Genomic DNA, 23078 nt, shown 5'->3' with positions numbered 1-23078 from the left:
CGGACCGGCGCCAGGGCTACGCCGCCACCGGCATGGCGTACCAGAGCGCGGCAAAAAAATGGCATGCCGTGCCCGCCAGCACGAACAAGTGCCAAACAAAGTGGGCGTAGCGCCAGCGCGAATCGAGCACGAAGAACACGACCCCTGCCGTGTAGGCCAGGCCGCCGGCCAGCAGCAGCCACAGCCCGCCGGCGGGCACGTGTTCGAGCACGGGGTCGACCGCGATGGCCACCAGCCAGCCCATGGCCAGGTACAGGCCGGTGGACAGCAGCGGACGGTCGAGCCGCCGGCTGGCCTTCAGCGTGACGCCCAGCGCCGCCAGGCCCCACACCAGCGCCAGCAAGGTCCAGCCCCACGGGCCGCGCAGCGGCCCCAGGGTGAACGGCGTGTAGGTGCCGGCGATGAGCAGATAGATGGCGGAGTGATCGAGCACGTTGAACAGCCGCTTGGCGCGGCCGCGCGGCAGGGCATGGTACAGCGCGGAGGCCAGATACAGCAGGCACATGGAGGCGGCAAAGACCGCCGTGCCGGCGATCAGGGCGGCGTCGCCCTGGCGGGTGGCGCCCACGATCAGTAGCGGCGCCGCCAGCAGGGCGCCCAGCGCGCCCAGGCCGTGGCTGACGCTGTTGGCGATTTCTTCGCCGAAAGTCTGGGGGCGGTCGGTGCGGGACATGTGAAGGCAGGTTGCGCGGCAGGACGCACGGGGTGTGCAATTAACACACCTTAGGCGTTTGCGCCTGGCAGTTCAAGAAGACTCGCGCGGCGCGCTTGATTGCGCACAATGCCGCGCGATGGGGGAGCGGGTGGTGCGGCAGGTGGTGCGGCGGGTGGTGGGGTGGGTAGTTGGGGTGGATAGCGGGCGGCTTGTAGAATTCCCTTTATCCGCCACTTTGCCCGGAGGCCGGACATGCCTGCCGCTGTATCCATCCGCCCTGTGCGTCAAGACGACTTCGCTGCCTGGAAGCCGCTCTGGGACGGCTACAACGCCTTTTACGGCCGTACCGGCGTCACCGCGCTGCCCGACGAGATCACGCGCACGACATGGGCGCGCTTCTTCGATGGCTACGAACCCATGCATGCCCTGGTGGCCGAGGCGGAAGGTTCGCTGCTGGGGCTGGTGCATTACCTGTTTCACCGCAGCACCACCGCGCTGGGCCCCAATTGCTACCTGCAGGATCTGTACACCCTGCCAGCCGCGCGCGGCCGTGGCGTGGGACGGGCGCTGATCGAAGCCGTCTACGAGCAGGCGCGCGCCGCGCATTGCGGACGAGTGTACTGGCAGACCCAGGAAGGCAATGCCACGGCGCGCCGCCTGTACGACCAAGTGGCCGAGCAGTCGGGCTTTATTGTTTACCGCAAGGTGTTCTAGGCTGGCCATAGGGCCGCGGGACTGCCGCTGCGCGGCCCCGCGGCCGTCGCGATTACGATTGGCCGCAACCGTCAGGAAACGCGGCGCGCATGTTTTCCTGGATCTGCTCGGGCGTGTAGTCGTGCTGGTGCGTGGCCACCGACCACCGGTGCCCCAGCGGGTCGGTCAGCTGGCCGTAGCGGTCGCCCCAGAACATATCTTGCGCCGGCATGGTGATGGTGGCGCCGGCTGCCTGGGCGCGGGCCATGGTGGCGTCGACGTCTTCGACGTACAGGTGCAGGATCACCGGCGAGCCGTTCAGGGCGGTGGGGTCGTTCGGGCCACAATTGGGAAAGGCATCGGCCAGCATCAGCGTGGAGTCGCCGATGCGCACGCTGGCGTGCATGATCTTGCCTTCGGGGCCGGGCAGGCGCGCCAGTTCGATTGCGTCGAAGGCCTGGACGTAGAAATCGATGGCGCGGGCGGCGCCGTCGCAAATCAGGTGCGGCGTCACGGCGTGCATATCGGCGGGAATGGGTTTCACGGTGGCCATGTTGGGCTCCAGAGGGGGCGGCGCCGGGATGGCAGGCCGCTTGTGTGAGTACGACGATTGGCGCGGCGCCGGATCGACAGCCGGGCCTTTTTTTTTAACCGCGGCGCTATGCCGCGACCAGCGTGCGAAAGCCGCCCCAGGCCATGCGTTTCATGTCGAACACGCCTTCTTCGCAATGGGCCAGGCGCGGGTCGGCCATGACGGCGGCGTTGGTGCGGTCGCGGTCGGCTTTGCTGGGGTACAGAATCCAGGCAAAGACGACGACCTCGTCTTCGCCCGCGCCGGCGGCCTGGGCGAACGACGCGCAATTCGGGTCTGCGTGCAGCTCGTCGCCCACGCATTCGCGGTAATCGAGCGCGCCGTGTTCTTTCCAGACGGCGCCTGCGGTCGAGGCCATGGCCTGATAGGTATCCAGCTTGTCTTTCGGGATAGCAAGCAGGAAACCGTCGACGTACTGTTCTTGCATGGCAATGCTCCTGGTTCTGGTTAGGCCCGCGAGGCCGAATGAGTACTGTATCGGGAAAACGGGCCGCCGCAGATGGGGAATTGCGACAATCTTGCGGGTGGATTGCGACAGCCATGCGGCAGTATGCTGGCGCCATGAAAAACGTCGCCTTCCTGTTGCCCGCCGGGGCCAATATTGCGTCGCTGGAAACTGCCCGCCATGGTTTCATGGCGGCGAACGAGTACCTGCGGGCGCAAGGGCGCGAGCCGCGCTTTGCCGTGCGCCTGGTGGCGGCCGCGCCGCAGGTGCTGCTGGACGAGGGCCGCATCCAGGTGCGGGCCGACGCCACGCTGGCCGACGCGGGGGCGGTGGACATCTGCATCGTGCCGCCGCTGCTGGCTCCCGGGCCGGGCGCCGTGGCCGACAACCAGGAACTGGTCGACTGGGTGGCGCAGTATTACAAGAACGGGGGCGAGCTGGCCTGCCTGTGCCTGGGCGCAGCGTTGCCGGCGGCGGCGGGCCTGCTGGACGGCCGCCGCGCGGTGGTGCACTGGGCGGCGCAGTCGCTGTATGCCCAATGGTTTCCGGCGGTGCAATGGGTTTGCGATCGCATCGTCATGGCCGAGCAGGGACTGTACACCAGCGGCGGCGCATTCTCGGCCGCGCACCTGGTGCTGCACCTGATAGAAAAGCACACCGACCGAGATACCGCCATCTGGTGCGCCAAGTTTTTCCAGCTGGACTGGAGCCGCCAGAGCCAGTTGCCGTTTTCAGTGTTCGTGGGCCACAAGGCGCATGCCGACGACACCGTGCTGGCTGTGCAGCAGCATATCGAAACCCGCTATGCCGAGCGCCTGACGGTCGAGGCGCTGGCCGAACGCTACGCGTTGGGGCGCCGCACGCTGGAACGGCGGTTCCGCCAGGCTACCGGCAACAGCATCGTCGAGTACCTGCAGCGCATACGCGTCGAGGCGGCGAAGAAACAGCTGGAAAGCTCCCGGAAAACCGTGGCCGAGGTCATGTACGAAGTCGGCTACAGCGACACCAAGGCGTTCCGCGATATTTTCAGCAAATACTGCGGAATGTCGCCCGTGGGGTATCGGGAGCGGTACCTGTAAAGGTGGGCGTCTTCGGTTGCGCGCTTCAATCCACGCTCGCGCCCGACTTCTTCACCACTTCGGCCCAGCGGGGAATCTCGCTGGCCATCAGGTCGCGCAGTTGTTCGGGTGTGCTGCCCACCAGTTCCATTCCCATGGTCTTGCCCAGTTTTTCCTGCACGTCGGGTTCTTTCAGGATGGCGGCGATTTCTTTCGACAGGCGGTCGACGATGGGCTTGGGCGTGCCTTTGGGGGCGTACACCGCCTGCCACGACGCCATCTGGAAGCCCGCCACGCCGGCTTCTTCCATGGTGGGCGTATCGGGGGACAGCGCGATGCGCCTGGGCGTGGTCACGGCCAGCAGTTTCAGTTTGCCGTTCTGCAGTAAGGGTAGGGCGGCCGTCATCTGGTCGAACATGAAGGTCACGGCGCCTGACGAGACATCCACCATGGCGGGCGGGGTGCCCTTGTAAGGCACGTGTGTCAGCGGCACGCCGATAGTGTCGGCGAAGAGTTCGCCGGCCAGGTGCGTGGAGGTGCCCGGGCCGGACGAGGCGAACGTGCGCTTGGCCGGCTCGCGCTTGAGCAATGCGATCAGCTCGGCCACTGAATTCACGCCCAGGTTTGGATCCACCAGTAGCACGTTGGGCAGCGTGGCCACCAGCGCGATCGGCTCGAAATCCTTGACCGGGTCGTACCGCAGGTTTTTGTACAGGCTGGCGTTGATGGCGTGGGTGCTGATGGTGCCGCCGAACAGGGTATAGCCGTCGGCCGGCGCCTTGGCCACATAGGCCGCGCCAATGGCGCCGGCCGCGCCCGGCTTGTTTTCCACCACCACGCTCTGGTGCAGGCGTTCGCCCAGCTTCTGCGCCAGCAGGCGGCCCACCACGTCGGTGGAGCCGCCCACCGTAAACGGCACGACATACGAAATGGCTTTGTCGTTGGGCCAATCGGCGGCGTGGGCGGGCAGCCCGGCGGCGGCCAGCGCGGCCGCCGCCAGGGTCAGCGCCAGACGGCGGCGTCGGATCAGGTTCATGAGTTGTCTCCGTGTTGTGGGTGTAGGTATGGAACGATGACGGCGCGTCTCAGCGCCCGTGCTGTGCGCGCCACGCGGCATAGCGTTCGCGCGTAACGGGATCGGTGGGCGGGTACAGGCCGACGATGCTGCGGCCGGCCAGTACTTCGCTGGTGACGAAGTCTTCGAATGCGGTCATTTCCTCGGCCTCGCGCGCGACGTCGTCGGCGATGCCGGCGGGAATCACCACCACGCCTTCGCTGTCGCCTACCACGATGTCACCCGGGAACACCGCCACGTCGCCGCACCCAATGGGCACGTTCAGGTCCAGGGCCTGGTGCAGCGTCAGGTTGGTGGGCGCCGAGGGGCGCTGGTGATAGGCGGGGATGTCCAGCTGGGCGATCTCGGGCGAATCGCGAAAACCGCCGTCGGTAACCACGCCGGCCACGCCACGCTTCATCAGGCGCGTCACCAGGATCGAGCCGGCCGACGCCGCGCGGGCGTCTTTGCGGCTGTCCATTACCAGCACCGCGCCGGCAGGGCAGGATTCGACCGCCACGCGCTGAGGGTGCCGCGGGTTTTCGAAAACCTGGATGGGATTCAGGTCTTCGCGGGCCGGAATGTAGCGCAGCGTATAGGCGGGGCCCACCATGTTGGGCACGCCGGGGCGCAGCGGACGCACGTCCTGGATGAACTGGTTGCGCAGGCCGCGCTTGAACAGGGCGGTGCACAGCGTGGCGGTGCTGACCGCGGCCAGGCGGGCGCGGGTGGTGTCGGACAGGGTGGTCATGGCGATGTCGTGGTGGAGACGGGCGATGTCGCGGTTCAAAAAATGTCGGGCTCGGCCACAGGCGCGCCGAAGCCGGTTCCCAGGAAATCGAAGTCGCAGCCTTCGTTGGCCTGCAGGATGTGCTGGGCATACATCCATCCGTAGCCGCGCTCGTAGCGCCTGGGCGGCGCCACCCAGGCGGCGCGGCGCTCGGCCAGCTCGGCGTCGCTGACGTTCAGGTGGATGCGGCGCGCGGGTACATCGACGGTGATGAGGTCGCCGGTGCGCACCAGCGCCAGCGGTCCGCCCACATATGCCTCGGGGGCGGCGTGCAGAATGCAGGCGCCATAGCTGGTGCCGCTCATGCGGGCGTCGGACAGGCGCAGCATGTCGCGCACGCCCTGTTTCACCAGCTTCACTGGAATTGGCAGCATGCCCCATTCGGGCATGCCGGGCCCGCCTTGCGGGCCGGCGTTGCGCAGGATCAGGATGTGGTCGGCCGTGACGTCGAGGCTCTCGTCTTCGACGGCGGCTTTCATGCTGGGGTAGTCGTCGAACACCAGCGCCGGGCCAGTGTGCCGCAGGTAGCGCGGCGCACAGGCGCTGGGCTTGATCACGCAGCCATCGGGCGCCAGGTTGCCTTTCAATACCGCGAGCGCGCCTTCCTGGTATATGGCCTGCTCCAGCGGGCGGATCACATCGTCGTTGTAGACCTGGGCGCCGGCGATGTTCTCGCCCAAGCTGCGACCGGTGACCGTGGCCGCCGACAGGTCCAGGTGGCTGCCGGCCAACCGCGACATGAGGCCGGGCAGGCCGCCGGCGTAATAGAAGTCTTCCATCAGGTAGGTGTCGCCGCTGGGCCGGATGTTGGCGATAACGGGCACTTCGCGGCTGGCCGCGTCGAAGTCTTCCAGGTCCACGGCGCAACCGGCGCGGCGCGACATGGCCACCAGGTGCACGATGGCATTGGTGGAACAGCCCATGGCCATGGCTACGTTGATGGCGTTCTTGAACGAGGCGTGCGTCAGTATCTTTTGGGGGGCGAGGTTTTCCCAGACCATCTCGACCACGCGCCGGCCGCATTCTGCCGACATGCGCATGTGGTTGACGTCGGCCGCCGGGATCGACGAGGCGCCTGGCAGCGTCAGGCCGATGGCTTCGGCGATGGCGGTCATGGTGCTGGCCGTGCCCATGGTCATGCAGGTGCCGTAGCTGCGCGCGATGCCGCCTTCGACTTCGGTCCAGTCTTGTTTGGTGATGTTGCCGGCGCGGCGTTCGTCCCACAGCTTCCAGGCATCGGAGCCCGAGCCCAGCACCTTGCCTTTCCAGTTGCCGCGCAGCATGGGGCCGGCGGGCAGGTAGATGCAGGGCAGGTTGGCGCTGATGGCGCCCATGATCAGGCCGGGCGTGGTCTTGTCGCAGCCGCCCATCAGCACCGCGCCATCGACCGGGTGGCTGCGCAGCAGCTCTTCGGTTTCCATCGCCAGGAAGTTGCGGTACAGCATGGTGGTGGGCTTGACGAACGACTCCGACACCGAAATGGCCGGCAGTTCCACCGGAAAGCCGCCCGCTTGCAAGACGCCGCGCTTGACGTCGTCGACCCGCTGCTTGAAGTGGCTATGGCAGGGGTTCAGGTCGGACCACGTGTTGATGATGGCGATTACCGGACGGCCTGCCCAGTCTTGCGGGCCATAGCCCATTTGCATCATGCGCGAGCGATGGCCGAAAGAGCGCAGGTCGTCATGCGCCATCCAGCGGGCGCTGCGCAGGTCGTTGTAAGAGCGGGTCATAAGCGCTATTCGTGACAGGGTTGAAGGATTAAAACACTAATATATTAGTACGTCAATGGCGCGGTGGCCGGTACAATCGGGGGTCATCGCTGTTGTCCGATTCGCCTATGTCTACGCTGCAAGCCCTGCCTGTCGACCTGCGCCTGGACCGTTCGCGCCATGCCGCGCCCCAGGTCTTTGAAAAACTGCGCGACCTGATCGTGTCGCTGGATCTCAAGCCCGGCGAGCCCCTGGCGCGCGGCGAGCTGGCCGAAGCCTTCGGACTCAGCCAGACGCCCATTCGCGACGCGCTGAGCCAGTTGCGCGACGAAGGGCTGGTGGATATCTACCCCCAGCACACGACGGCGGTGAGCCGCATCGACATCGCGGCGGCGCGCCAGGCGCATTTTCTGCGCCGCTCGCTCGAGCTGGAAATCGTGCGAGTGCTGGCCGGGCGACACGACCCGGCATTGGTCGAGCGGCTGCGCGCCCACATCGACAGGCAGCGCGCCAACCGTGGCGCCGACCGCTACCAGGGCTTCCTGGATGCCGACCGGGCCTTTCACCGCGAGATGCACGAGGCGGCCGGCGTGGCGGGACTATGGGAACTGGAACAGCGCTACAGTGGCCATGTAGACCGGCTGCGCAGGCTGCACCTGCCCGAAGCGGGCAAGGCGGACCGCATCTTGCGCGACCACCAGCGGATCGTGGATGCAATCGCGCGGCAAGACGCCGCCGGCGCGCAGGAAGCGCTGCGCGAACACCTGTCGGGCACGCTGAGCCAGGTGGACGAGATCTGCGAGTGCTATCCGGATTACGTGCGCAAAGGGTGAGCCGGCCCGTGTGGCCGGCGCGTGGATGAGATTTTCAGGCACGCCCCTGATGGCGGTACACCCGCGTGTCGCGTAGCGCAAAGCCGCAGGATTCATACAGTCGGTGCGCGGCCTGCCGGCTGGGGTTGGAGGTGAGGTCCAGCGTTTTGGCGCCCAGCTCCCGGCTGCGGGTGATCGCGGCGTGCGTCAGCGCCGCGCCCGCGCCCAGCCCGCGCGCTTCGCCGTCCACCACGACATCTTCGATCCAGGCGCGCACTCCGGTGGGAATGCGGAAGTGCACCAGGGTCAGGGTGCCCACGACACGGCCATCCGCCAGGGATTTTGCAATGAATACTTCGGTGCCGGGAGCATCGACGATGGCCTGCAGGTCGGCCCGCGTCAGGACGGGCGCCGTGCGCGACAGTTGCTGCAGCAGGCGCGCGAAGGCCTGCGCCAGCACATCGTCGGCGTGCGTCACGCGGGAGATCTCGACGCGCATGGCTGCTACCTTCCCACCGCGTACGCCTGCATCAACCTGGGCGTGGCCGCGGCGTGCAGCAGGCCGTCGGGGTCGCGGGCGGCGGCGGTCAGGCGACCAGTAGACCATTCGGGCTCTTCTTCGATCACGTGGCCGCGCGCGCGTAGATCGGCAATGACGTCGGGGCCGAATGAAGCCTCAAGCGCCAGGTGCCCCGGTTTGCGGTCGCGCGGGTAGAACGACGAAGGGAAGTGCATGGTGTGCGACATGGGCTGGTCGATGGCTTCCTGCAGATTCAGTCTATGATGCACGTGGCGCAGGAACAGCAGCAGCTGCCATTGTTCCTGTTGGTCGCCGCCGGGCGTGCCGAACACCATATAGGGTTGCCCGTCGCGCAGCGCCAGCGATGGCGTGAGCGTGGTGCGGGGCCGCTTGCCGGGCGCCAGGGTGCCGGGCAGGCCGGGTTCCAGCCAGAACATCTGGGCACGCGTATTCAGCGGGAAGCCCAGGCCGGGAATGACCGGCGACGATTGCAGCCAGCCGCCCGAGGGCGTGGCCGAAACCATGTTGCCCCAACGGTCGATCACGTCCACGTGCGTGGTGTCGCCCCGCTTGGCCGAAGCGCGCATGTCGGCCAGCGTGGGCTCGCTGCCGGCCGCGCCCACTGGCGTGACCTTGGACAGCCGCGCCAGCACGTCCATGACGCGGTCGACTTGCGCCTCGAAGCCCGGCACCCGGCCGGGCTGCAGGTCATGCGAGGCCAGCCGGCCGATGAGGGCGCGGCGCTCGTCGCTGTAGGCGTCCGACAGCAGGTGCTGCAGCGGCACACGCACGAAGGACGGGTCGCCGTAGTAGGCCTCGCGGTCGGCGAAAGCCAGCTTCATGGCCTCGGTGACCAGGTGCACGAATTCGGCGCCATTGGGGCCGGGGCTTTGCAGGTCCAGGCCCTTGAGCAGCGCCAGGGTCTGCAGGAATACGGGCCCCTGGCTCCAGGCGCCGGCCTTGGCTACGGTGTAGCCGTGGTAGTCATAAGTGGCGGGCCCGTCGTAGCTGGCCGACCAGCCGGCCATGTCGTGCGCGGTGAGCACGCCGCGGTGCGGGGCGCCGCTTTCGTCCATGACTTCGGTGTTGCGCGTGTACTGGTCGATGGCCTGCGCCACGAAGCCCCGGTAGAAGGCATCGCGCGCCGCGTCGATCTGGCGCTCGCGGTCGCCGCCCACCGCTTCGGCCTCGCGCAGCACGCGGCGCCAGGTTTCGGCCAGCCACGGGTTGCGGAACAGCTTGCGGGCCTGCGGGGCCGTGCCGCCGGGCAGGTATACCTGGGCCGTCGTGGGCCAGTGCGTGGTGAAGAAGTCTTTCAGGCCGGCAATGGTGTTGGCGATACGCGGCATCAGCGCGTGCCCGTGGTCGGCGTAATAAATGGCGGGTTCGAGCACGTCGCGCACGCGCAGGGTGCCGTGGTCGCGCAGCAGCAGCATCCACGCGTCGAACGCGCCGGGAATCACCGCCGGCAGCAAGCCATTGCCCGGGATCAGGGAGAGGCCCAGCGAACGGTAATGTTCCAGTGTGGCGCCGGCCGGCGTGGGGCCTTGCCCGCACAGCACTTCGGTGCGGCCGGTGCGCACCGAATGGAACACCACCGGCACTTCGCCGGCCGGGCCCACTAGGTGCGGCTCGACGACCTGCAGCACGAAGCCCGCGGCGACGGCGGCGTCGAACGCGTTGCCGCCGCGTTCCAGCAGCGACATGCCGGCGCTGCTGGCCAGCCAGTGGGTCGAGGTCACCACCCCGAAAGTGCCCAGGATCTCGGGCCGGGTGGTGAACATGCGGTAGCCGGAATCGATGCTCATTGTTTGGCCACCGTGACGCCCTTCAGGCGGATCAGGCCATCGGGATACGGCACGAAACCCTGCACCTTGGCCTGGGTGCCGAAGATCCACGGCAGGTAGAACAGGTAGATGCGCGGATCGTCTTCCTGCATTTTCTGCATGGCCTGGGCGTACAGCGCTCGGCGCTTGCCTTCGTCGGCCACGCTGCGCGCCTCGTTCATCAGCTTGTCCATCTCGGCGTCGCAGTACTTGCCGTCATTCAGGCTGCCTTTGCAGGTGATGTACTGGTAAATATTGCCGCTGGGGTCCACCCGGCCCGACCAACCGGTCTGGCCCACCACGAAGTCGCCGCGCGGCAGCGCCGATTGCAGGGCGGCGAATTCCATGGGCCGCAGCGAGATGTCGAATCCGGCTTCCGCGCCCATGGCCTGGACCAGTTCGAACACCTGTTGCATGGTGGTGTTGTTGCCGAAGGTCAGCTCGAATTTCACGCGGTCGTAGCCCGCCTGCTTCAGGAGTTCCTGCGCCTTTTTCGGGTCGCGGCCGGTGCGTTCGACGCTCTTGTCGTACGCGAAGCTGGCTGGCGGGAAGGGCTGGTAGGCCGGCTGGTACATGCCTTCGCCCACCACCTGGTTGATCACGTCGCGGTCGATGGCCAGGTCGAGCGCCTGGCGCACGCGTTTGTCCTTGGCCAGCGGGTTGTCGGCGCGCGCGCCGTTGGCGATATTGACCGAGATGGCCTGGTAGCCCAGGCCAGTGACGGGCGCTAGTCTGAGATTCGAATCTTCTTTCACCGTCTTGACGTCGCTGGGGGCCACGCGCTCGATGATGTCCAGTCCGCCCGAGCGCAGGTTATTCAGGCGCACCGTGGTGTCGGGCATGGGCGTGAAGACGACCTGGTCGAAGTGGTAGTTGTCCTTGTCCCAGTACTTGTCGAACTTTTCCAGCACGATGCGGTCGTTCTGCACCCGTTCCTTGAATTTGTACGGGCCGGAGCATACCGGGTTGCGGCCGGGATCCTGGTCGAATGTGGCCGGCGACAGCATCATGCCGGCGCGGTCGGACAGCTGCGACAGCAGCGAAGCGTCGGGCTGCTTCAGGTGCAGCACCACCGTGCGCGCGTCGGGCGCTTCCACGCTGGCCACGGACGCCAGCTCGCTCTTGCGGTTGCTGTCGGGCAGCGTAATGGCGCGATCGAGGTTGGCTTTCACCGAGGCGGCGTCGATGGGGGTGCCGTCGTGGTAGAAGGCGCCCGAGCGCAGCGTGAACGTCAGGGCCAGGCCATCGTCGCTGGTTTTCCAGGTTTCCGCCAGTTGCGGCACGAACTTCAGGTCGGGCGAGATGTCCACCAGCTTGTCGCACAGCGAGGCGAACACGATGCGGCCCACGAACGTGCGGGCGCGCGCCGGGTCGAGCACGTCGGGGTCGTCCTGCAGCCCGATACGCATGGTGGATTGCGCGGCGGCGGCGGCGCTGGCAAGCAGGCCGGCCGCGGCCAGGGCGAGGCATAGGCTACGCATGGGTCGCATGGCAGAAATTCCTTTCAGGCAGTTGAATGGGGGAATGCGGGCGGCGCGGCAACAAGCCGCAATGGCGTCAATCTACCAAATCGGGCGGCGCCGCGCGCGATTGCTGGCGCGCGGCCCAGCGCAGGCTGTGCAGCCATGACGCCTGAGCCGGATGCACGATAGCGCGCAGCGCGCGGGCGTAGTCCAGCACCAGCCCTGGCGTCCAGGCCATGGTGGTGGCGCGCTTGCGCACCTGGGCGGCGATCCACAGTTCCGGCATCAGCAGCGTGCGCAGCACGCGCCGCCAGGCGCCGGCTTCGTGTTGCAGTGCGCCATCCAGCGCCGCCTCGAGGGCGAACGAAACGGTGCTGGAGCAGTTGCGGTACGTCAGGTTGTAGATTTCACGCTGCCGGTAAGCCTGCCAGAAACGCTGCAGGCCGGCCGCGTTGTAGCTGTGGAACAGCACCTGCCGGGTGGACGGGCACCATGCGGCCGATTCGGTGGGGTAGTCGGGCTGGAATTCGCCCGGCACGTCATTGTCGCGCGTGGCTTTGAGCAGGCGGAAGAATTCCGACGGAGAGCGGTCGATTTCCACCGCCGGGTACAGGCTGATGTAGGTGGCTGGCGGCAGCTCCAGCGCCGCGTGTCCGGTCGAGATCACTCCCTTGGCGTCCACGGCCGCGATGTAGCGGTTGATGAGCGGCCGCGGCACCGGCTCGTGCTTGGAGGAGCCTTCCGGCGTCCATACATGCACTACCAGCGGCGACTGCACCGCGTCCGTGGCCGCTGGCGCGGGGGCGGCGGCGGCGGCATCGCGCGCGGATTCGCGATGCCGGTGCGGGAGGAGGTCGCGCGGGGCAAGCAGGTCGAACACCGAGCGGCCATCGGGCATTTTGCGCGCGCGCCGGGCAATGCGCCAGGTGTTGATGCCGCCCACCAGCAGGGTCACGCCCACGAAAGCGGACAGCGTGCCGCGGTAGTGCGTAGGGTAGGGCTGGAACAGGAAAATGGCGAACGCCATCTGCGCCAGCCCGCCCAGGAAGGCCTGCTTCCAGTGCGGAAACCGCACGACCCAGGACGAGGCCATCTGCAGCGTGCCCATGACGAAGTACGCCAGCCCGAACACAATGGCCAGCATCAGGTTGCTGGTGTGGCGGCCGGACAGGATCAGCACCGCAATGAACAGGAACAGCCCGCCCTTGAAATACAGCACGGCCTTCTGCGCGCCTATCCCGCCGGACGCCACGGCGAGCGTGACCAGACTTTCCAGCAGCAGGAAGGCGCCGAACACATGCGCCGGGAAATAGCGTACCCCGTCCATTCCGTCGGCCAGGATGAACAGGCCCAGGGCTGCCCAGCCGGCGCCTAGCCAGGCCAGGATTCCCGCCTGGCGCCGCACGAAATCTGCGCCGAACAACAGCAGCGCGATCTGGATCATCGGTGCCTCCGGTGCGCGCGGCCCTTGCCCTGCATTCGGTGTCTGGCACCTGCGGAGCCAGACACCTGGGGGAGTTTGCGATGCGCCACGGCCAGGCGCGTGGCCCCGCAGGAGCCAGACACCTGAGGCGGGTTGCGATGCTGCATGGCCAGGAGGCTGGCCCCGCAGGAGCCAGACATCTGACGCGGGTTGCGGTGCTGCATGGCCAGGAGGCTGGCTCCGCAGGTGCCAGACACCGCCATGGCTGAGAAAGTTCCGCGCGCCGCCTTCATCGCCAGGCCCACCGCGCTTGGGCCTGCCATGTTCCCACCACGGCCACGCCCGCCGCTCCGCCGATGGCGGTGGGGCTGTGGTCGGTCACGCGCACCCAGCGGTCGCCCGCCGCTACGCGCAGCGCCAGCGCCGCGTCCACCGGCCCCGCCGCCGCGGCCGCCCAGCGCGCCTTCAGCGCGCCGCGGTCATCCGGGTGTACGCGTTGCAGTAGTTCGTCCAGCGTGTCTAGGCACCCCGCGTCCACGCCGAGCACGGCCCGCGGGTCGCCGTCCCAGGCCAGCCGCCCGGTGGCCGGATCGTATTGGTACATGATGCCCGCATCCACGCTGGCCATTGCGCCGCCGGGCCGGCGTCCGTTGGTGTACACCCATAGAAACGCCAGCAGCAGCGCCGTCACGCACAGATAGCATTGCGCCAGCAGCAGTGATTCGCCCGGTCGCAGGCCTCGCGGAAAGAACGGCCCGCTTTCGGCGGCCGCGTAATACAGGGCGATGGCGCTCAGGCTGACCAGCCCCAGCGCCCCGCCACGGCTGCCCCAGGCCATCGACATCACCGCGGCCAGCAGGATGGGCGCGCAGGCCAGCGGAAACACCACTGAGGGCCGATGTGGGTGCGGCGTGATTTCGGCGAACACGTACCAGGCGCTTGCGCACAGCAGCGCCCAGGCCGCCAGCCCGCACAGCAGCGCGGCGCCGCCCGGGCGGCGCGCCTTGCCGGCCACATCCGTCCAGCTGAGTATCGCAATGGCGGGCAGCAGCACGCCGGTGACATTGGCCGCCCACCAGATCCATACCGTGTTCCAGAACGGCAGCCCCTTTTCGTAGGCCAGCCAACCCACGCCCAGCGTCGCGGCCGATGCGCTGACCAGCACTGTTGCGCCGATCAGCACCATGACGCCGTGCAGGTCATCGCCGCGGCGCGCGTAGCGGCGTATCAGCCAGGCCACGCCCGCGTCGCTGGCCAATGAAATGCAGCCGATGCCCACCGAATGCAGGAAGTCGTGGTGTTCCCAGGCGTCGAGCAGCAGGCGCGCGGCCATGAAGGCAATGAACAGCGCCGGCCAGCGGCGCAGGGGCGTCAGCAGGAAGGCCGACACGGCCACGCCGGCGGCCAGCCATATGAAGGCGACGCGGGTGATGGGATCATCGAGCTGTAGCGACACGTAACCGCTGGCGGCGTAGAGAGCCGCCCAGAGCAAGAGCCATAGCGCAAGACGAAGCAGGGAACTGGCCATGAGGATAGGTCTGCCGATGCGTGTGCTGTCGCGCAGTATGGCATACCTGGCGGCAGGCTGTCTGCCGCGGGATCATGCGCCCGGGCAGGCCGGCACCAGCACGACGGGCAGGGTCTGCCACACGATGGCGATGCTGGCCAACAGGCCCAGCGCGCCCGCCACCCAGCGTAGAAAGCCTGCATTGCCTGCGCGCGGCCAGTGCCGCCATTGGCGCCAGTAGACCAGGGCGATGGCGCCCACCGCCAGCAATGCGGCGGCAATCATTACGCCGGCCGCCAGGCCGTCGTCCACCCACAGGCGATGCAGTGCCGGGCGCGCGCAGAACACGCCGTTGGCTGCGTAGATGATGACGAAGTGCGCCGCCCAGGCCAGCGGGCCGGCCAAGAGGGGCAGGAATACCGAGACAGAATGCATTCGTCGGTTCATGCGCGGCTCCTTGGGCGTGAACGGGCTAGCCCACCCAGCGGGGAAAGCCATGCAACACGCATGCGCCCGCTACGCCTTGCGCCACGGTGTAGTGCCACAGCAGGGCCGTGTTGTCGAAACACGCGCGCCGGCTGGCCTTCAGCCGGCCGGCCCATGAGCGTGCCGTGGTGAATAGGCCCATGAAACCTACCGCCACCACCAGCAGCGCCTGCAGGCCGACCACCGCGCAGACGGCCGCGGCATAGGCGCTGTCTTGCGGGCGCAGGCCACTGCGCCATTGCGCGGCGGCCTCCAGCCCCAGGGCCGCGAACAACATCACGCAGCCCAGCGGCAGGGCGGCGCGCAGCCACGCCTGCCGCTCGCGCCGCAGCGCGCGGCCAGCGATCCATGCCAGCACGCTGCTGGCCAGCAACAGCGCCACGCAGGCCAGCGGCCACCGCAAAGGTGCAAGCAGCGCTGCGGCCGGCCATTGCCCGGGCGAGGTGGTCCACAGGAACAGGTAGGCGAACAGCATCGCGCTGAATATGCTGGCGCACACCATGAGCAGCATGACCATTGCCCACCATGAATGCGAGGCGCTGCCCTGGCATGACGCGGGCAGCCGCAGTCCGCCGCCTATCTCGACCGGCGCGCCCAGAGGCGCGGGGTCGGCATCCCAGAGCCAGCGCAGGATCATGCCGATGGCAAGCACGCCGAACAACGCGGCCGGCACCATCAGTTTGACGGTCAGCAGCAAAAAGAAGCCGGCCGTGCCCAGCGCGGCCAGCACCGGCGGCCAGCCGGGGCCCGGCAGGCGCAGCACATACTGCGGCCGCGCGTCGAGGGCGCTGGTCACCAGCGTGGTGCGTTCGCCAGTGGGCGCGCCCGGCAGGTAATAGCGCCCCGCGTCGACATCGTCGGCCAGGCCGGGCTGGTCCCACAGCGGTTCGCGGCTGTGCACGTGCGGCACGCTGCGGGGGCCCGAGACACCGGCCGGCAGCCATTCCAGCGTGCCGGCCCGCCATACGTTGCCGGCGTTGCGCGCCACCGACGGCCGGAAATTGCGCGCCAGGTCGACCAGGAACACCAGCACGCCGGCCGCCAATACATACGCGCCCACGGTCGACAGCATATTCAGCGCGCCCCACCCGTAGCCGTCGGCGTAGGTGTACACGCGGCGCGGCATGCCTGCCAGCCCGGTCAGGTGCATGGGGAAGAAGCCCGCATTGAAGCCGATGAACATCAGCCAGAATGCCCAGCGCCCCAGGCGTTCGGACAGTGGCCGGCTGCTGACAAAGGGCATCCAGTAATAAAACGCGGCAAAGAGCGGGAACACCATGCCGCCCACCAGCACGTAATGCAGGTGCGCCACGATGAAGTAGGTGTCGTGCGCCTGCCAGTCGAAGGGAATCACGGCCACCATCACGCCCGTCAGCCCGCCCAGCACGAAAATAAAGAAGAAGCCCAGGATGAACAGCATGGGCGTTTTCAGTGGCCGCAGGCGCGGCGCCGCCGCGATCGTGGCGATCCACGCGAACACTTGTATGCCGGTGGGAATCGACACCGCCATGCTGGCCGCCGAGGCAAAGCTCAACGACAACTGCGGAATGCCGGTGGCGAACATATGGTGCACCCACAGGCCGAAGCTGACGAAGCTGGTGGCCACAATGGCGGCCACCACCGCCCGGTAGCCCACCAGCGGACGCCCCGCCATGGCGGGAATGATCATCGACACCATGCCAGCCGCCGGCAGGAAGATGATGTAGACCTCGGGATGGCCGAACAGCCAGAACAGGTGCTGCCACAGCAATGAGTCGCCGCCCTTGTCGGCAATGAAGAAAGGCAGCCCGAAGGCCCGCTCCAGTTCCAGCAGCGCGGTGGCCACGATGACCGCCGGAAAGGCCACGATGACCATGCCCGAGAACGCCAGCATGATCCAGGCAAAGACCGGCAGTTTGTCCAGCGACATGCCGGGCGCACGGGTGCGCAGGATGCCCACCGCCAGCTCGATGGCCCCGGCAATCGCGGAGATTTCGATGAAGCCTATGCCCAGCAGCCACAGATCGGCGTTGAGCGCGGGCGAATAGGCCGAACTGGTCAGCGGCGGATACATGAACCAGCCGCCATCCGGCGCCAGGCCCACGAAGATGCTGCAGAAGAACACCAGGCCGCCAATGGCGTAGGCCCAGTAGGCGTAAGAAGACAGGCGCGGAAACGGCAGGTCGCGCGCGCCCAGCATGTTGGGCAGCAGCAGCACCGCCATTGCTTCCACCGCCGGCACCGCGAACAGGAACATCATTACCGTGCCGTGCATGGTGAACAACTGGTTGTAGAGCGCGTGGCCGATCAGGTCGTTGTCGGGAACCGCCAGTTGGGCGCGCATCAGCAGCGCCAGGATGCCGGCCAGCAGAAAGAACAGCAGCGCGGTTCCGATATAAAGCAGCCCGACATAGTTGTTGTTGACTACCGTGATGGCGCGCCACCCACGGGGGCGCTGCCAGACGCGTTCCAGTTGCTCGCGTTCGCCAGCGGGGCGAGGCAGCGCGCTGGGCAGGGTATCCGTTGGCGTGTCTGGCGTCATTGCAGGCTTTCCAGGTAATGGGTGACGGCGCGCAACTGTTCGCCGGACAATCGATCGAACGACGGCATGCCGTTGCCCGGCTTGATGTGCTGGCTGCCGGCGATCCAGCCGGCGAGCGAGCCCGGGTTGTTGCGCAACATGCCCGCCGCCAGCGACGGACGGCTGCCCACGTGCGTCAGGTCGGGGCCCAGCGTGCCGGCGGCCGGCGTGCCGCGCACCGTGTGGCATTGCGCGCAGGCTTGCAGAAAGGCCTGGCGGCCCGCCAGCAGCCAGGCATTGCCGCCAGGCGTGGCGGCCGGCTGCTGCTGCGCCCGCAGCCAGTCCTGGAATTGCGGCGGGGCCAGCACCTGCACGTCGAACATCATGTTGGCATGCTGCGCGCCGCAGTATTCCGCGCACTGCCCGCGCAGCACGCCGGGTTGCCGCGCTTGGATGCGCAGGCGGTTGATATGGCCGGGCACCATGTCGAGCTTGCCGGCCAGGTTGGGCACCCAGAAGCTGTGCACCACGTTGCGCGACCCCAGCAGCAAGTCCACCGGCTGGCCCGCCGGAATGCGGATCTCGTTGGCCGTCTCGAACAGCGTCCGGCCGTGCTCGTCCAGGTAGCGCACGCGCCACCACCACATCTCGCCCATGACCTCGATGCGCGCGGCGGCGGGCTCGGCAGCGCGCTGCATGGCCGCCGCCACTACCAGGCCGTACACAAGCAGGGCCGACAAGACAATCACCGGGAATACGGCGCCGGCGCCCAGCAGCCAGGCGCGGCTGGCGAAATGGCGGCGGACACCCGCGGGGCCATACAGGGCCAGCGCCAGGATTGCCAGCACCAGCACGAAAATCGCGGCGCCGCCCGCAAACAGCACCCAGCTGACTTCCGCGCTGAAGCCCGCCTGATCGGCCTGCGGGTGCAGCGCCGATTGCCGGTCGGCCCACACCGTTGCGAGCAGCGCGGCCAGGGTTGCACAGGCGGAGGAAGCGGCCATATGGGAAAGGATCGGAAAAATTTACCGGAAAGCGCGCCAGCAGGACGCAAGCCCCGTGCCCGGCGTGCGCGCGACGTCTGCCGGCACGGGCCTGGCAAAGAAATTGCTGGGCGTTCTGGAAAAAGGATGCCCATGCCTCGATCATGCTATGCGGGGATATTCCCTGGCCTGGCGGCCCTGGCCCTGGCCTTGTTGACCGGATGCGGCGAGCCGGCCGAGCCGCTCGCCGCCCCAGCGCGAGGCGATGCGCTGCCCGGGGCCGACGCGGGACGCGGCCGCGAGCGCATTGCGGAATATGGTTGTGTCAGTTGCCACGCCATTCCCGGCGTGCGCGGGCCGGGTGCGCGCGTGGGCCCTCCCTTGCGCCACCTGGCCAGCCGTGCCTACCTGGCCGGCGTGCTGCCCAATACGCCAGCCAACCTGGTGCGCTGGCTGCGCGACCCGCCGGCCATCGCGCCCCGCACTGCCATGCCCGATATGGGGTTGAGCGAGGCCGACGCCCGCGACATCGCCGCGTATCTACTTACCTTGCATTGACGGAACGTTGCCATGAAACCCTGGATGCGCACCGCCGGCATCACCCTGGCAACGGCAGCCGCGGCGGCGCTGGCGGGCGCGCTGGCGCTGGTCTACAGCGGCTGGTACGACAGCAGCGCCACGCACCCGCACACCGCGCCGATGAACAGCGTAATGGACGTCGCGCTGCAGCGCTCGATCAGCGTGCGCGCGGCCCGGGTGAGCGTGCCGCCCCTGGACGATCCGCAGCAGGCCATCGATGGCTTCCGGTTGTTCCGCGCGCATTGCGTGCAATGTCACGGCGCGCCCGGCGTGCCGCCCGAGCCTTTCGCCATGGGCCTCATGCCGCCGCCCGCGTCGCTGGTGGACACCGCCCGGCATTGGCCCGCGGCCGAGGTCTATTGGGTGGTGCGGCAGGGCATCAAAATGACGGGCATGCCTGCATGGCAATACCGCATCAGCGACGAAGACATCTGGAACGTGGTGGCCTTCATGCGGGTGCTGCCGACCTTGTCGCCCGCGGATTACCAGGTGTGGGACAGCCGCTATGTCCGGCCGGAGGCATCGTCAGAGCCCGCGCCTGCGGTTGCTTCTGCTCCTGCCCCTGCAGCGGCATCACCTGCCGCTGAGCCAAGGCTGGGCGACGCCCAGGCCGGCCGGCAGGCCCTGCAGCAGTACCTGTGCGTTACCTGCCACGCCATCCCGGGCGTGGTCGGCGCCAATTACCATGTCGGCCCGCCGTTGGGCGGCGTTGCCCAGCAACGGTACATTGCCGGGATACTGCCGAATACGCCCGCCAATATGGTGCGGTGGCTGCGCGACCCCCCCGCCATCGATCCCGCGACGGCCATGCCGAACCTGGGAATCAGTGAACAGGATGCCCGCGACATCGCCGCCTTCTTGTACACGCTGGATGAACCAGAGTAAGTCCGCGGCGCCAACTTTCGTCAGGCGGCAGACACCTGGCGTGTCTGACGCCGGGCCTTCCCCCTAGTACACCCCCGGCACCAACCGCCAGGTCCGCTTGCGATAAGCCTCGTACTGCACGCCGAAGTACGCGCGCAGCAGTTTTTCTTCGCTGCGCATCCGGGCGATCAGGGGCGGCAACATGCATAGCGTCAGCAGCACTCCCACGACCGACCGAAACGCCAGCGCCCACCCCAGCATGCTGATCAACAGGCCCAGGTAGCTGGGGTTGCGGATCTTCGCGTAGATGCCGGTGGTGACGAGCTCGTGGCCCGCCTGAATGGCCACCAGCCCGCTGAAGCGGCTGCCCAGCACGTAGGCCGGCCACAGCCGCAGTGCGCCACCCATGGCAAACAGCAGCACGCCGAGCCAGCGCGCCGTGTCGCCATCGATGGTCCAGAGGCCGGCCCGGTCGGTATACGGGGGAAGGGTGCCGCTCAGCAGGCCGATGATCGCGAAAGCGGTCAGCACCCAGCGGTTGTCGCGGTCTTCGCGCACGCCGGGATTCAGGTTGCCGCCGCTGAAGAGGGCGGCGATGGACAGAGCGAAGAGGACGACGGTGAGGGCGATGCGGGCGGGGTGGGAAAAGAAGGGGGTAATACCGCCGTAGGCAATGACCGCCAGGGCCAGGTAGAAGAAAGTGCCTAGCAGGGTAGTGGAGGCAATGGCTAGGGTGGGGCGCATGGTGAGCCTCCCACGGGGACGTGTGGATTAATGATAGGCTTGTTTAACGGGGCAAGCGAGGGCGGGGAGTATTTGTTGCAGGAGAGCAGAAGCTTCACCTCGCCATCCGCACGGGGTTTGTGTTCCACGCCTTTCGGCACGACGCCCATCTGGCCCGCGCGCAGGATGATCGGATCTTGGCTGCCGGCCACGCCGCGCACGTCGCTGCGCGATTCGCCTTCCAGCACGATGACGGCTTCGTCGGTATCCCTATCCGCGTGCCAGACAAAATCGCCCCTTCCGGCAGGCTGTCGCGGCGGTTGCGCCGGACATTGAAGCTTTGCACGCCTGCCCCCCGGACCCTGTCACGGCTCGCTGGGCAACATCCTGATCCCCGTCCTGTTCACGAACTCCCCGTATCCTATTGGCGCGCCAACTCTGGCGTTGCCGCTGTTCGCCTGCCAATGCACCCAGGACCGCCCGGTCGTCGCGTCATACACGAGTTTGTAAACATAGCTGGGCACCGCGACGCCGTTGCCAATGGTTTCCGGCCGCTCGCCATACACCGGGCCGGTAAAGACATACACATCTCCCGCGGCCCGCATGACGTATTTCCGCGTGTCCTGCTCAATGCGGCTCCAGGGCCCGGCATTCTGGCGCTGATCCTGCGGCACCATATTCGCCAGTGAAAAACTCTGCGCCATGGCTTCGGGCGTGGCCATATCCGCCGCCGGCGCCATGTGCCCGCGCGAATAGCCCGACCCCTGATAGTCTTGCAGTTCGGCGCGCTCGGCGCGCGGAATCCTGCCCTCGGCATAGAAGCGGTCGGTGCGCTGCAGCCCCTGGGCCTGGATCAGCATCTTGCGGTTCAGGCGTTCCGCCACGAATACCGGCGTTTTGGTTTGCCCGTTATGCAGCACTGCGAAGCTGGAAAAGCATATTTCGCGCAGTTTTGGGGCGGCGGGCACGGCGGGCGATTGTCCGCCCGGAAAGAACTGGGGGCAGGCCGCGAACCGGGTCTGGATGCTTGCCCCGGTGGGCACGGCTACCGGGGCGGCTTGTTCGCGCGGCGGCCATTGCAACCGCGCAAGAATATTTTCTACCGGGACGGGAATCCGCCATTGCGGATTCAGCATGTGGGTGGCGGCGCCAAAGCTGGCCAGGGATGAAACCACGAATGCCCGCAGGAATCGTGTCAGGCTGTGGGCCGGCTGGCTGCGGCTTCTTGCCGCGGGTTTTCTTTTTCGGGAAACGGGTTTCTTCGCGCGTGTCATGCTACCTGTGGCTGCTGATCGGCTGCGTTTTCAGGCAATCGATATGGCCAGGCATTGTAGATGACGTGAACGCTCAGTCTTTCAAGACGGCAATATCGCTGCCGACGCCGTCAATGCGCACGAACTGGTCCAGGGTATGTTCGCGATCGATGCCCAGCGGCTTCAGCTTGCCGGCCAGCGCTTTGCTGTTGCGGGCCAATGTTTCGTCGTCGGGCAAGGCGCCGTTTGCGGCGATGATGACCCGGTTGCCTTCTTTCAGATTGAAAAACGCGCCGAACACGGCCGCATAGGTGGCCGACTCGCGCTGGTACAGCTGGCTGTTCGTAAATGTGTTGGCCACCACGATGCCGCCGGGCGCGAGTATTCCTTTTACATGCTGCAGGAATTCCAGCGTCATCAGGTGTTCCGGGATGTAGTCCACGTCGAAGGCATCCAGCATTACCATGTCGTACTGCAGGCCTGCGCGATGGGCGCGCTCGATGTAGGCGCGGCCGTCTTCGATGAACAGGCGCTGCGTCGGGCCTGGTTGGTAGCCGAAGTACTCGCGTGCGACCGTGCCGACCGCGGGGTCGATCTCTACCGTGTCGATGCTTGCGCCGGGCAGCAACCCGGCCAGGGTCTTCTGTAAGGTCGCGCCGCCCAGCCCGACGATCAGGATGGTCTTGGGCTCGGGCCTGGCATACAGCGCGCCGATCATCATGCGCGTGTAGGAAAACACCAACGCGCCGGGCTGCTCCAGGCTCATGCAAGTCTGGCGGCCGAAGTCGACCATGCTGTTGAAATTCATGCAGCGCTCGCCGTTTTCTTCAAAGACCAGAATCGTGCCGAATTGGGAAGGCTCGCTGTGCAGCAGCCGGGGGGCGGCGTCGGCATCGGGATGCAGCAGGGCGGCGCAGGCCAGGAGCAGGGCGGGAAGCTGGCGGATGCGGGACATGGAAGGCGTGCCGGATGGGGATGGCACATCATATCCTGCGGAAGTCATTGCGGGTTTCGGTGTCTGACACCCTTTGGGAGTCAGACACCTGGGGATGAAGTTATTGCGGGGTGCGGTGTCTGACACCCTTCGGGAGTCAGACACCTGGGTATGGGGTTGGGGTGTCAGACACAGGCGTCATCACTCGA

Annotated in this window: 22 protein-coding genes and 1 pseudogene; 5 read left to right on the top strand and 18 right to left on the bottom strand. The window is 67.2% G+C overall.

Translation table 11 applies throughout. The features are described 5' to 3' along the window. Positions 1 to 16 precede the first annotated feature (16 nt). Entirely contained in the window at positions 17 to 673 is a 657-nt protein-coding gene (gene trhA / locus BPET_RS16380) for a PAQR family membrane homeostasis protein TrhA (RefSeq protein WP_012250132.1), read from the bottom strand. A 234-nt stretch (positions 674 to 907) separates the two neighbouring features. Between trhA and BPET_RS16375 the strand changes: the two genes are divergently transcribed. Further along, positions 908 to 1369 carry a GNAT family N-acetyltransferase gene (locus tag BPET_RS16375; RefSeq protein WP_012250131.1) on the top strand — a complete coding sequence of 154 codons (462 nt, stop codon included), beginning with the start codon at positions 908 to 910 and terminating at the stop codon, positions 1367 to 1369. A gap of 52 nt (positions 1370 to 1421) precedes the next feature. Here BPET_RS16375 and BPET_RS16370 read toward each other — a convergent pair whose 3' ends face one another. Beyond that, positions 1422 to 1901 (bottom strand): VOC family protein, encoded by a 480-nt coding sequence (locus BPET_RS16370; protein WP_012250130.1) that lies wholly within the window; start codon positions 1899 to 1901, stop codon positions 1422 to 1424. Between the two features lie 106 nt (positions 1902 to 2007). Continuing rightward, positions 2008 to 2367 (bottom strand): DUF1428 domain-containing protein, encoded by a 360-nt coding sequence (locus BPET_RS16365; RefSeq protein WP_012250129.1) that lies wholly within the window; start codon positions 2365 to 2367, stop codon positions 2008 to 2010. A gap of 134 nt (positions 2368 to 2501) precedes the next feature. Between BPET_RS16365 and BPET_RS16360 the strand changes: the two genes are divergently transcribed. Beyond that, positions 2502 to 3464: a GlxA family transcriptional regulator gene (locus tag BPET_RS16360; protein ID WP_085970262.1), complete on the top strand. Its 963-nt coding sequence runs from the start codon at positions 2502 to 2504 to the stop codon at positions 3462 to 3464. Between the two features lie 25 nt (positions 3465 to 3489). Here BPET_RS16360 and BPET_RS16355 read toward each other — a convergent pair whose 3' ends face one another. The 3 genes from BPET_RS16355 to araD are packed head-to-tail and all read right to left on the bottom strand — an operon-like array spanning position 3490 to position 7017. After that, complete coding sequence (locus BPET_RS16355; RefSeq protein WP_012250127.1) at positions 3490 to 4479, bottom strand: Bug family tripartite tricarboxylate transporter substrate binding protein; 990 nt, start codon at positions 4477 to 4479, stop codon at positions 3490 to 3492. A gap of 49 nt (positions 4480 to 4528) precedes the next feature. Beyond that, positions 4529 to 5248 (bottom strand): ribonuclease activity regulator RraA, encoded by a 720-nt coding sequence (locus BPET_RS16350; protein ID WP_012250126.1) that lies wholly within the window; start codon positions 5246 to 5248, stop codon positions 4529 to 4531. A 35-nt stretch (positions 5249 to 5283) separates the two neighbouring features. Beyond that, positions 5284 to 7017, bottom strand: coding sequence for an L-arabinonate dehydratase (gene araD / locus BPET_RS16345; RefSeq protein WP_041862997.1), 1734 nt, complete (start codon positions 7015 to 7017; stop codon positions 5284 to 5286). 107 nt (positions 7018 to 7124) lie between these two features. Here araD and BPET_RS16340 point away from each other — a divergent pair, with 107 nt between their 5' ends. Next, positions 7125 to 7829, top strand: coding sequence for a GntR family transcriptional regulator (locus tag BPET_RS16340; RefSeq protein WP_012250124.1), 705 nt, complete (start codon positions 7125 to 7127; stop codon positions 7827 to 7829). 34 nt (positions 7830 to 7863) lie between these two features. Here the strand turns inward: BPET_RS16340 and BPET_RS16335 are convergent, their stop codons facing one another. The 8 genes from BPET_RS16335 to BPET_RS16300 all read right to left on the bottom strand — a co-directional run bounded on the left by BPET_RS16335 (position 7864) and on the right by BPET_RS16300 (position 18537). Beyond that, positions 7864 to 8307, bottom strand: coding sequence for a GNAT family N-acetyltransferase (locus BPET_RS16335; protein WP_012250123.1), 444 nt, complete (start codon positions 8305 to 8307; stop codon positions 7864 to 7866). A 5-nt stretch (positions 8308 to 8312) separates the two neighbouring features. Continuing rightward, positions 8313 to 10112, bottom strand: coding sequence for a gamma-glutamyltransferase family protein (locus tag BPET_RS16330; RefSeq protein WP_012250122.1), 1800 nt, complete (start codon positions 10110 to 10112; stop codon positions 8313 to 8315). A 20-nt stretch (positions 10113 to 10132) separates the two neighbouring features. Then, on the bottom strand, positions 10133 to 11635 hold the full coding sequence (locus BPET_RS16325; protein WP_041864071.1) for an ABC transporter substrate-binding protein: 1503 nt from the start codon (positions 11633 to 11635) through the stop codon (positions 10133 to 10135). 76 nt (positions 11636 to 11711) lie between these two features. Continuing rightward, a complete protein-coding gene (locus BPET_RS16320; protein WP_012250120.1) occupies positions 11712 to 13061 on the bottom strand; it encodes an HdeD family acid-resistance protein in 1350 nt (449 codons plus the stop codon). 268 nt (positions 13062 to 13329) lie between these two features. After that, a complete protein-coding gene (locus BPET_RS16315; protein ID WP_012250119.1) occupies positions 13330 to 14568 on the bottom strand; it encodes an MASE1 domain-containing protein in 1239 nt (412 codons plus the stop codon). 72 nt (positions 14569 to 14640) lie between these two features. Next, on the bottom strand, positions 14641 to 14994 hold the full coding sequence (locus BPET_RS16310; protein ID WP_012250118.1) for a hypothetical protein: 354 nt from the start codon (positions 14992 to 14994) through the stop codon (positions 14641 to 14643). A 25-nt stretch (positions 14995 to 15019) separates the two neighbouring features. Further along, positions 15020 to 17554 carry a cbb3-type cytochrome c oxidase subunit I gene (locus BPET_RS16305; RefSeq protein WP_012250117.1) on the bottom strand — a complete coding sequence of 845 codons (2535 nt, stop codon included), beginning with the start codon at positions 17552 to 17554 and terminating at the stop codon, positions 15020 to 15022. Next, the gene (locus BPET_RS16300) at positions 17551 to 18537 is read right to left on the bottom strand and encodes a cytochrome c oxidase subunit II (RefSeq protein WP_012250116.1); all 987 of its coding nucleotides are present in this window, start codon (positions 18535 to 18537) and stop codon (positions 17551 to 17553) included. Before BPET_RS16300 ends, BPET_RS16305 begins: the two co-directional genes overlap by 4 nt. Positions 18538 to 18669: 132 nt before the next feature. On the opposite strand from BPET_RS16300, the gene BPET_RS16295 reads away from it, so the two are divergent. Further along, complete coding sequence (locus BPET_RS16295; protein ID WP_012250115.1) at positions 18670 to 19074, top strand: c-type cytochrome; 405 nt, start codon at positions 18670 to 18672, stop codon at positions 19072 to 19074. A gap of 12 nt (positions 19075 to 19086) precedes the next feature. Next, positions 19087 to 19980 carry a c-type cytochrome gene (locus BPET_RS16290; protein WP_012250114.1) on the top strand — a complete coding sequence of 298 codons (894 nt, stop codon included), beginning with the start codon at positions 19087 to 19089 and terminating at the stop codon, positions 19978 to 19980. A gap of 63 nt (positions 19981 to 20043) precedes the next feature. Here BPET_RS16290 and BPET_RS16285 read toward each other — a convergent pair whose 3' ends face one another. From BPET_RS16285 to BPET_RS16275, 4 genes and pseudogenes are all read right to left on the bottom strand, one after another. Further along, entirely contained in the window at positions 20044 to 20703 is a 660-nt protein-coding gene (locus BPET_RS16285; RefSeq protein ID WP_012250113.1) for a methyltransferase family protein, read from the bottom strand. A gap of 83 nt (positions 20704 to 20786) precedes the next feature. Continuing rightward, positions 20787 to 20978: pseudogene (locus tag BPET_RS26040) on the bottom strand (cupin domain-containing protein); the annotation flags it as partial. A gap of 69 nt (positions 20979 to 21047) precedes the next feature. Continuing rightward, positions 21048 to 21956 (bottom strand): DNA/RNA non-specific endonuclease, encoded by a 909-nt coding sequence (locus BPET_RS16280; RefSeq protein ID WP_081483011.1) that lies wholly within the window; start codon positions 21954 to 21956, stop codon positions 21048 to 21050. Between the two features lie 73 nt (positions 21957 to 22029). After that, positions 22030 to 22890, bottom strand: coding sequence for a spermidine synthase (locus BPET_RS16275; RefSeq protein WP_041862990.1), 861 nt, complete (start codon positions 22888 to 22890; stop codon positions 22030 to 22032). Positions 22891 to 23078 lie beyond the last annotated feature (188 nt).

Source organism: Bordetella petrii, assembly GCF_000067205.1.
Taxonomy (GTDB): Bacteria; Pseudomonadota; Gammaproteobacteria; order Burkholderiales; family Burkholderiaceae_B; genus Bordetella_A; species Bordetella_A petrii.
The sequence above is the reverse complement of the archived record's forward strand: the minus strand, read 5'-3'. Positions and strand labels throughout refer to the sequence as shown.

Bases quoted from the DNA above. Each gene is read 5' to 3' on its own strand.
- BPET_RS16340 (WP_012250124.1), top strand. From the start codon at position 7,125: ATGTCTACGCTGCAAGCCCTGCCTGTCGACCTGCGCCTGGACCGTTCG.
- BPET_RS16290 (WP_012250114.1), top strand. From the start codon at position 19,087: ATGAAACCCTGGATGCGCACCGCCGGCATCACCCTGGCAACGGCAGCC.
- BPET_RS16310 (WP_012250118.1), bottom strand. From the start codon at position 14,994: ATGAACCGACGAATGCATTCTGTCTCGGTATTCCTGCCCCTCTTGGCC.
- BPET_RS16330 (WP_012250122.1), bottom strand. From the start codon at position 10,112: ATGTTCACCACCCGGCCCGAGATCCTGGGCACTTTCGGGGTGGTGACC.
- BPET_RS16325 (WP_041864071.1), bottom strand. From the start codon at position 11,635: ATGCGTAGCCTATGCCTCGCCCTGGCCGCGGCCGGCCTGCTTGCCAGC.
- BPET_RS16280 (WP_081483011.1), bottom strand. From the start codon at position 21,956: ATGACACGCGCGAAGAAACCCGTTTCCCGAAAAAGAAAACCCGCGGCA.
- BPET_RS16320 (WP_012250120.1), bottom strand. From the start codon at position 13,061: ATGATCCAGATCGCGCTGCTGTTGTTCGGCGCAGATTTCGTGCGGCGC.
- BPET_RS16355 (WP_012250127.1), bottom strand. From the start codon at position 4,479: ATGAACCTGATCCGACGCCGCCGTCTGGCGCTGACCCTGGCGGCGGCC.
- BPET_RS16365 (WP_012250129.1), bottom strand. From the start codon at position 2,367: ATGCAAGAACAGTACGTCGACGGTTTCCTGCTTGCTATCCCGAAAGAC.
- BPET_RS16315 (WP_012250119.1), bottom strand. From the start codon at position 14,568: ATGGCCAGTTCCCTGCTTCGTCTTGCGCTATGGCTCTTGCTCTGGGCG.
- BPET_RS16300 (WP_012250116.1), bottom strand. From the start codon at position 18,537: ATGGCCGCTTCCTCCGCCTGTGCAACCCTGGCCGCGCTGCTCGCAACG.
- BPET_RS16375 (WP_012250131.1), top strand. From the start codon at position 908: ATGCCTGCCGCTGTATCCATCCGCCCTGTGCGTCAAGACGACTTCGCT.
- BPET_RS16370 (WP_012250130.1), bottom strand. From the start codon at position 1,901: ATGGCCACCGTGAAACCCATTCCCGCCGATATGCACGCCGTGACGCCG.
- BPET_RS16350 (WP_012250126.1), bottom strand. From the start codon at position 5,248: ATGACCACCCTGTCCGACACCACCCGCGCCCGCCTGGCCGCGGTCAGC.
- BPET_RS16305 (WP_012250117.1), bottom strand. From the start codon at position 17,554: ATGACGCCAGACACGCCAACGGATACCCTGCCCAGCGCGCTGCCTCGC.
- trhA (WP_012250132.1), bottom strand. From the start codon at position 673: ATGTCCCGCACCGACCGCCCCCAGACTTTCGGCGAAGAAATCGCCAAC.
- BPET_RS16285 (WP_012250113.1), bottom strand. From the start codon at position 20,703: ATGCGCCCCACCCTAGCCATTGCCTCCACTACCCTGCTAGGCACTTTC.
- araD (WP_041862997.1), bottom strand. From the start codon at position 7,017: ATGACCCGCTCTTACAACGACCTGCGCAGCGCCCGCTGGATGGCGCAT.
- BPET_RS16335 (WP_012250123.1), bottom strand. From the start codon at position 8,307: ATGCGCGTCGAGATCTCCCGCGTGACGCACGCCGACGATGTGCTGGCG.
- BPET_RS16295 (WP_012250115.1), top strand. From the start codon at position 18,670: ATGCCTCGATCATGCTATGCGGGGATATTCCCTGGCCTGGCGGCCCTG.
- BPET_RS16275 (WP_041862990.1), bottom strand. From the start codon at position 22,890: ATGTCCCGCATCCGCCAGCTTCCCGCCCTGCTCCTGGCCTGCGCCGCC.
- BPET_RS16360 (WP_085970262.1), top strand. From the start codon at position 2,502: ATGAAAAACGTCGCCTTCCTGTTGCCCGCCGGGGCCAATATTGCGTCG.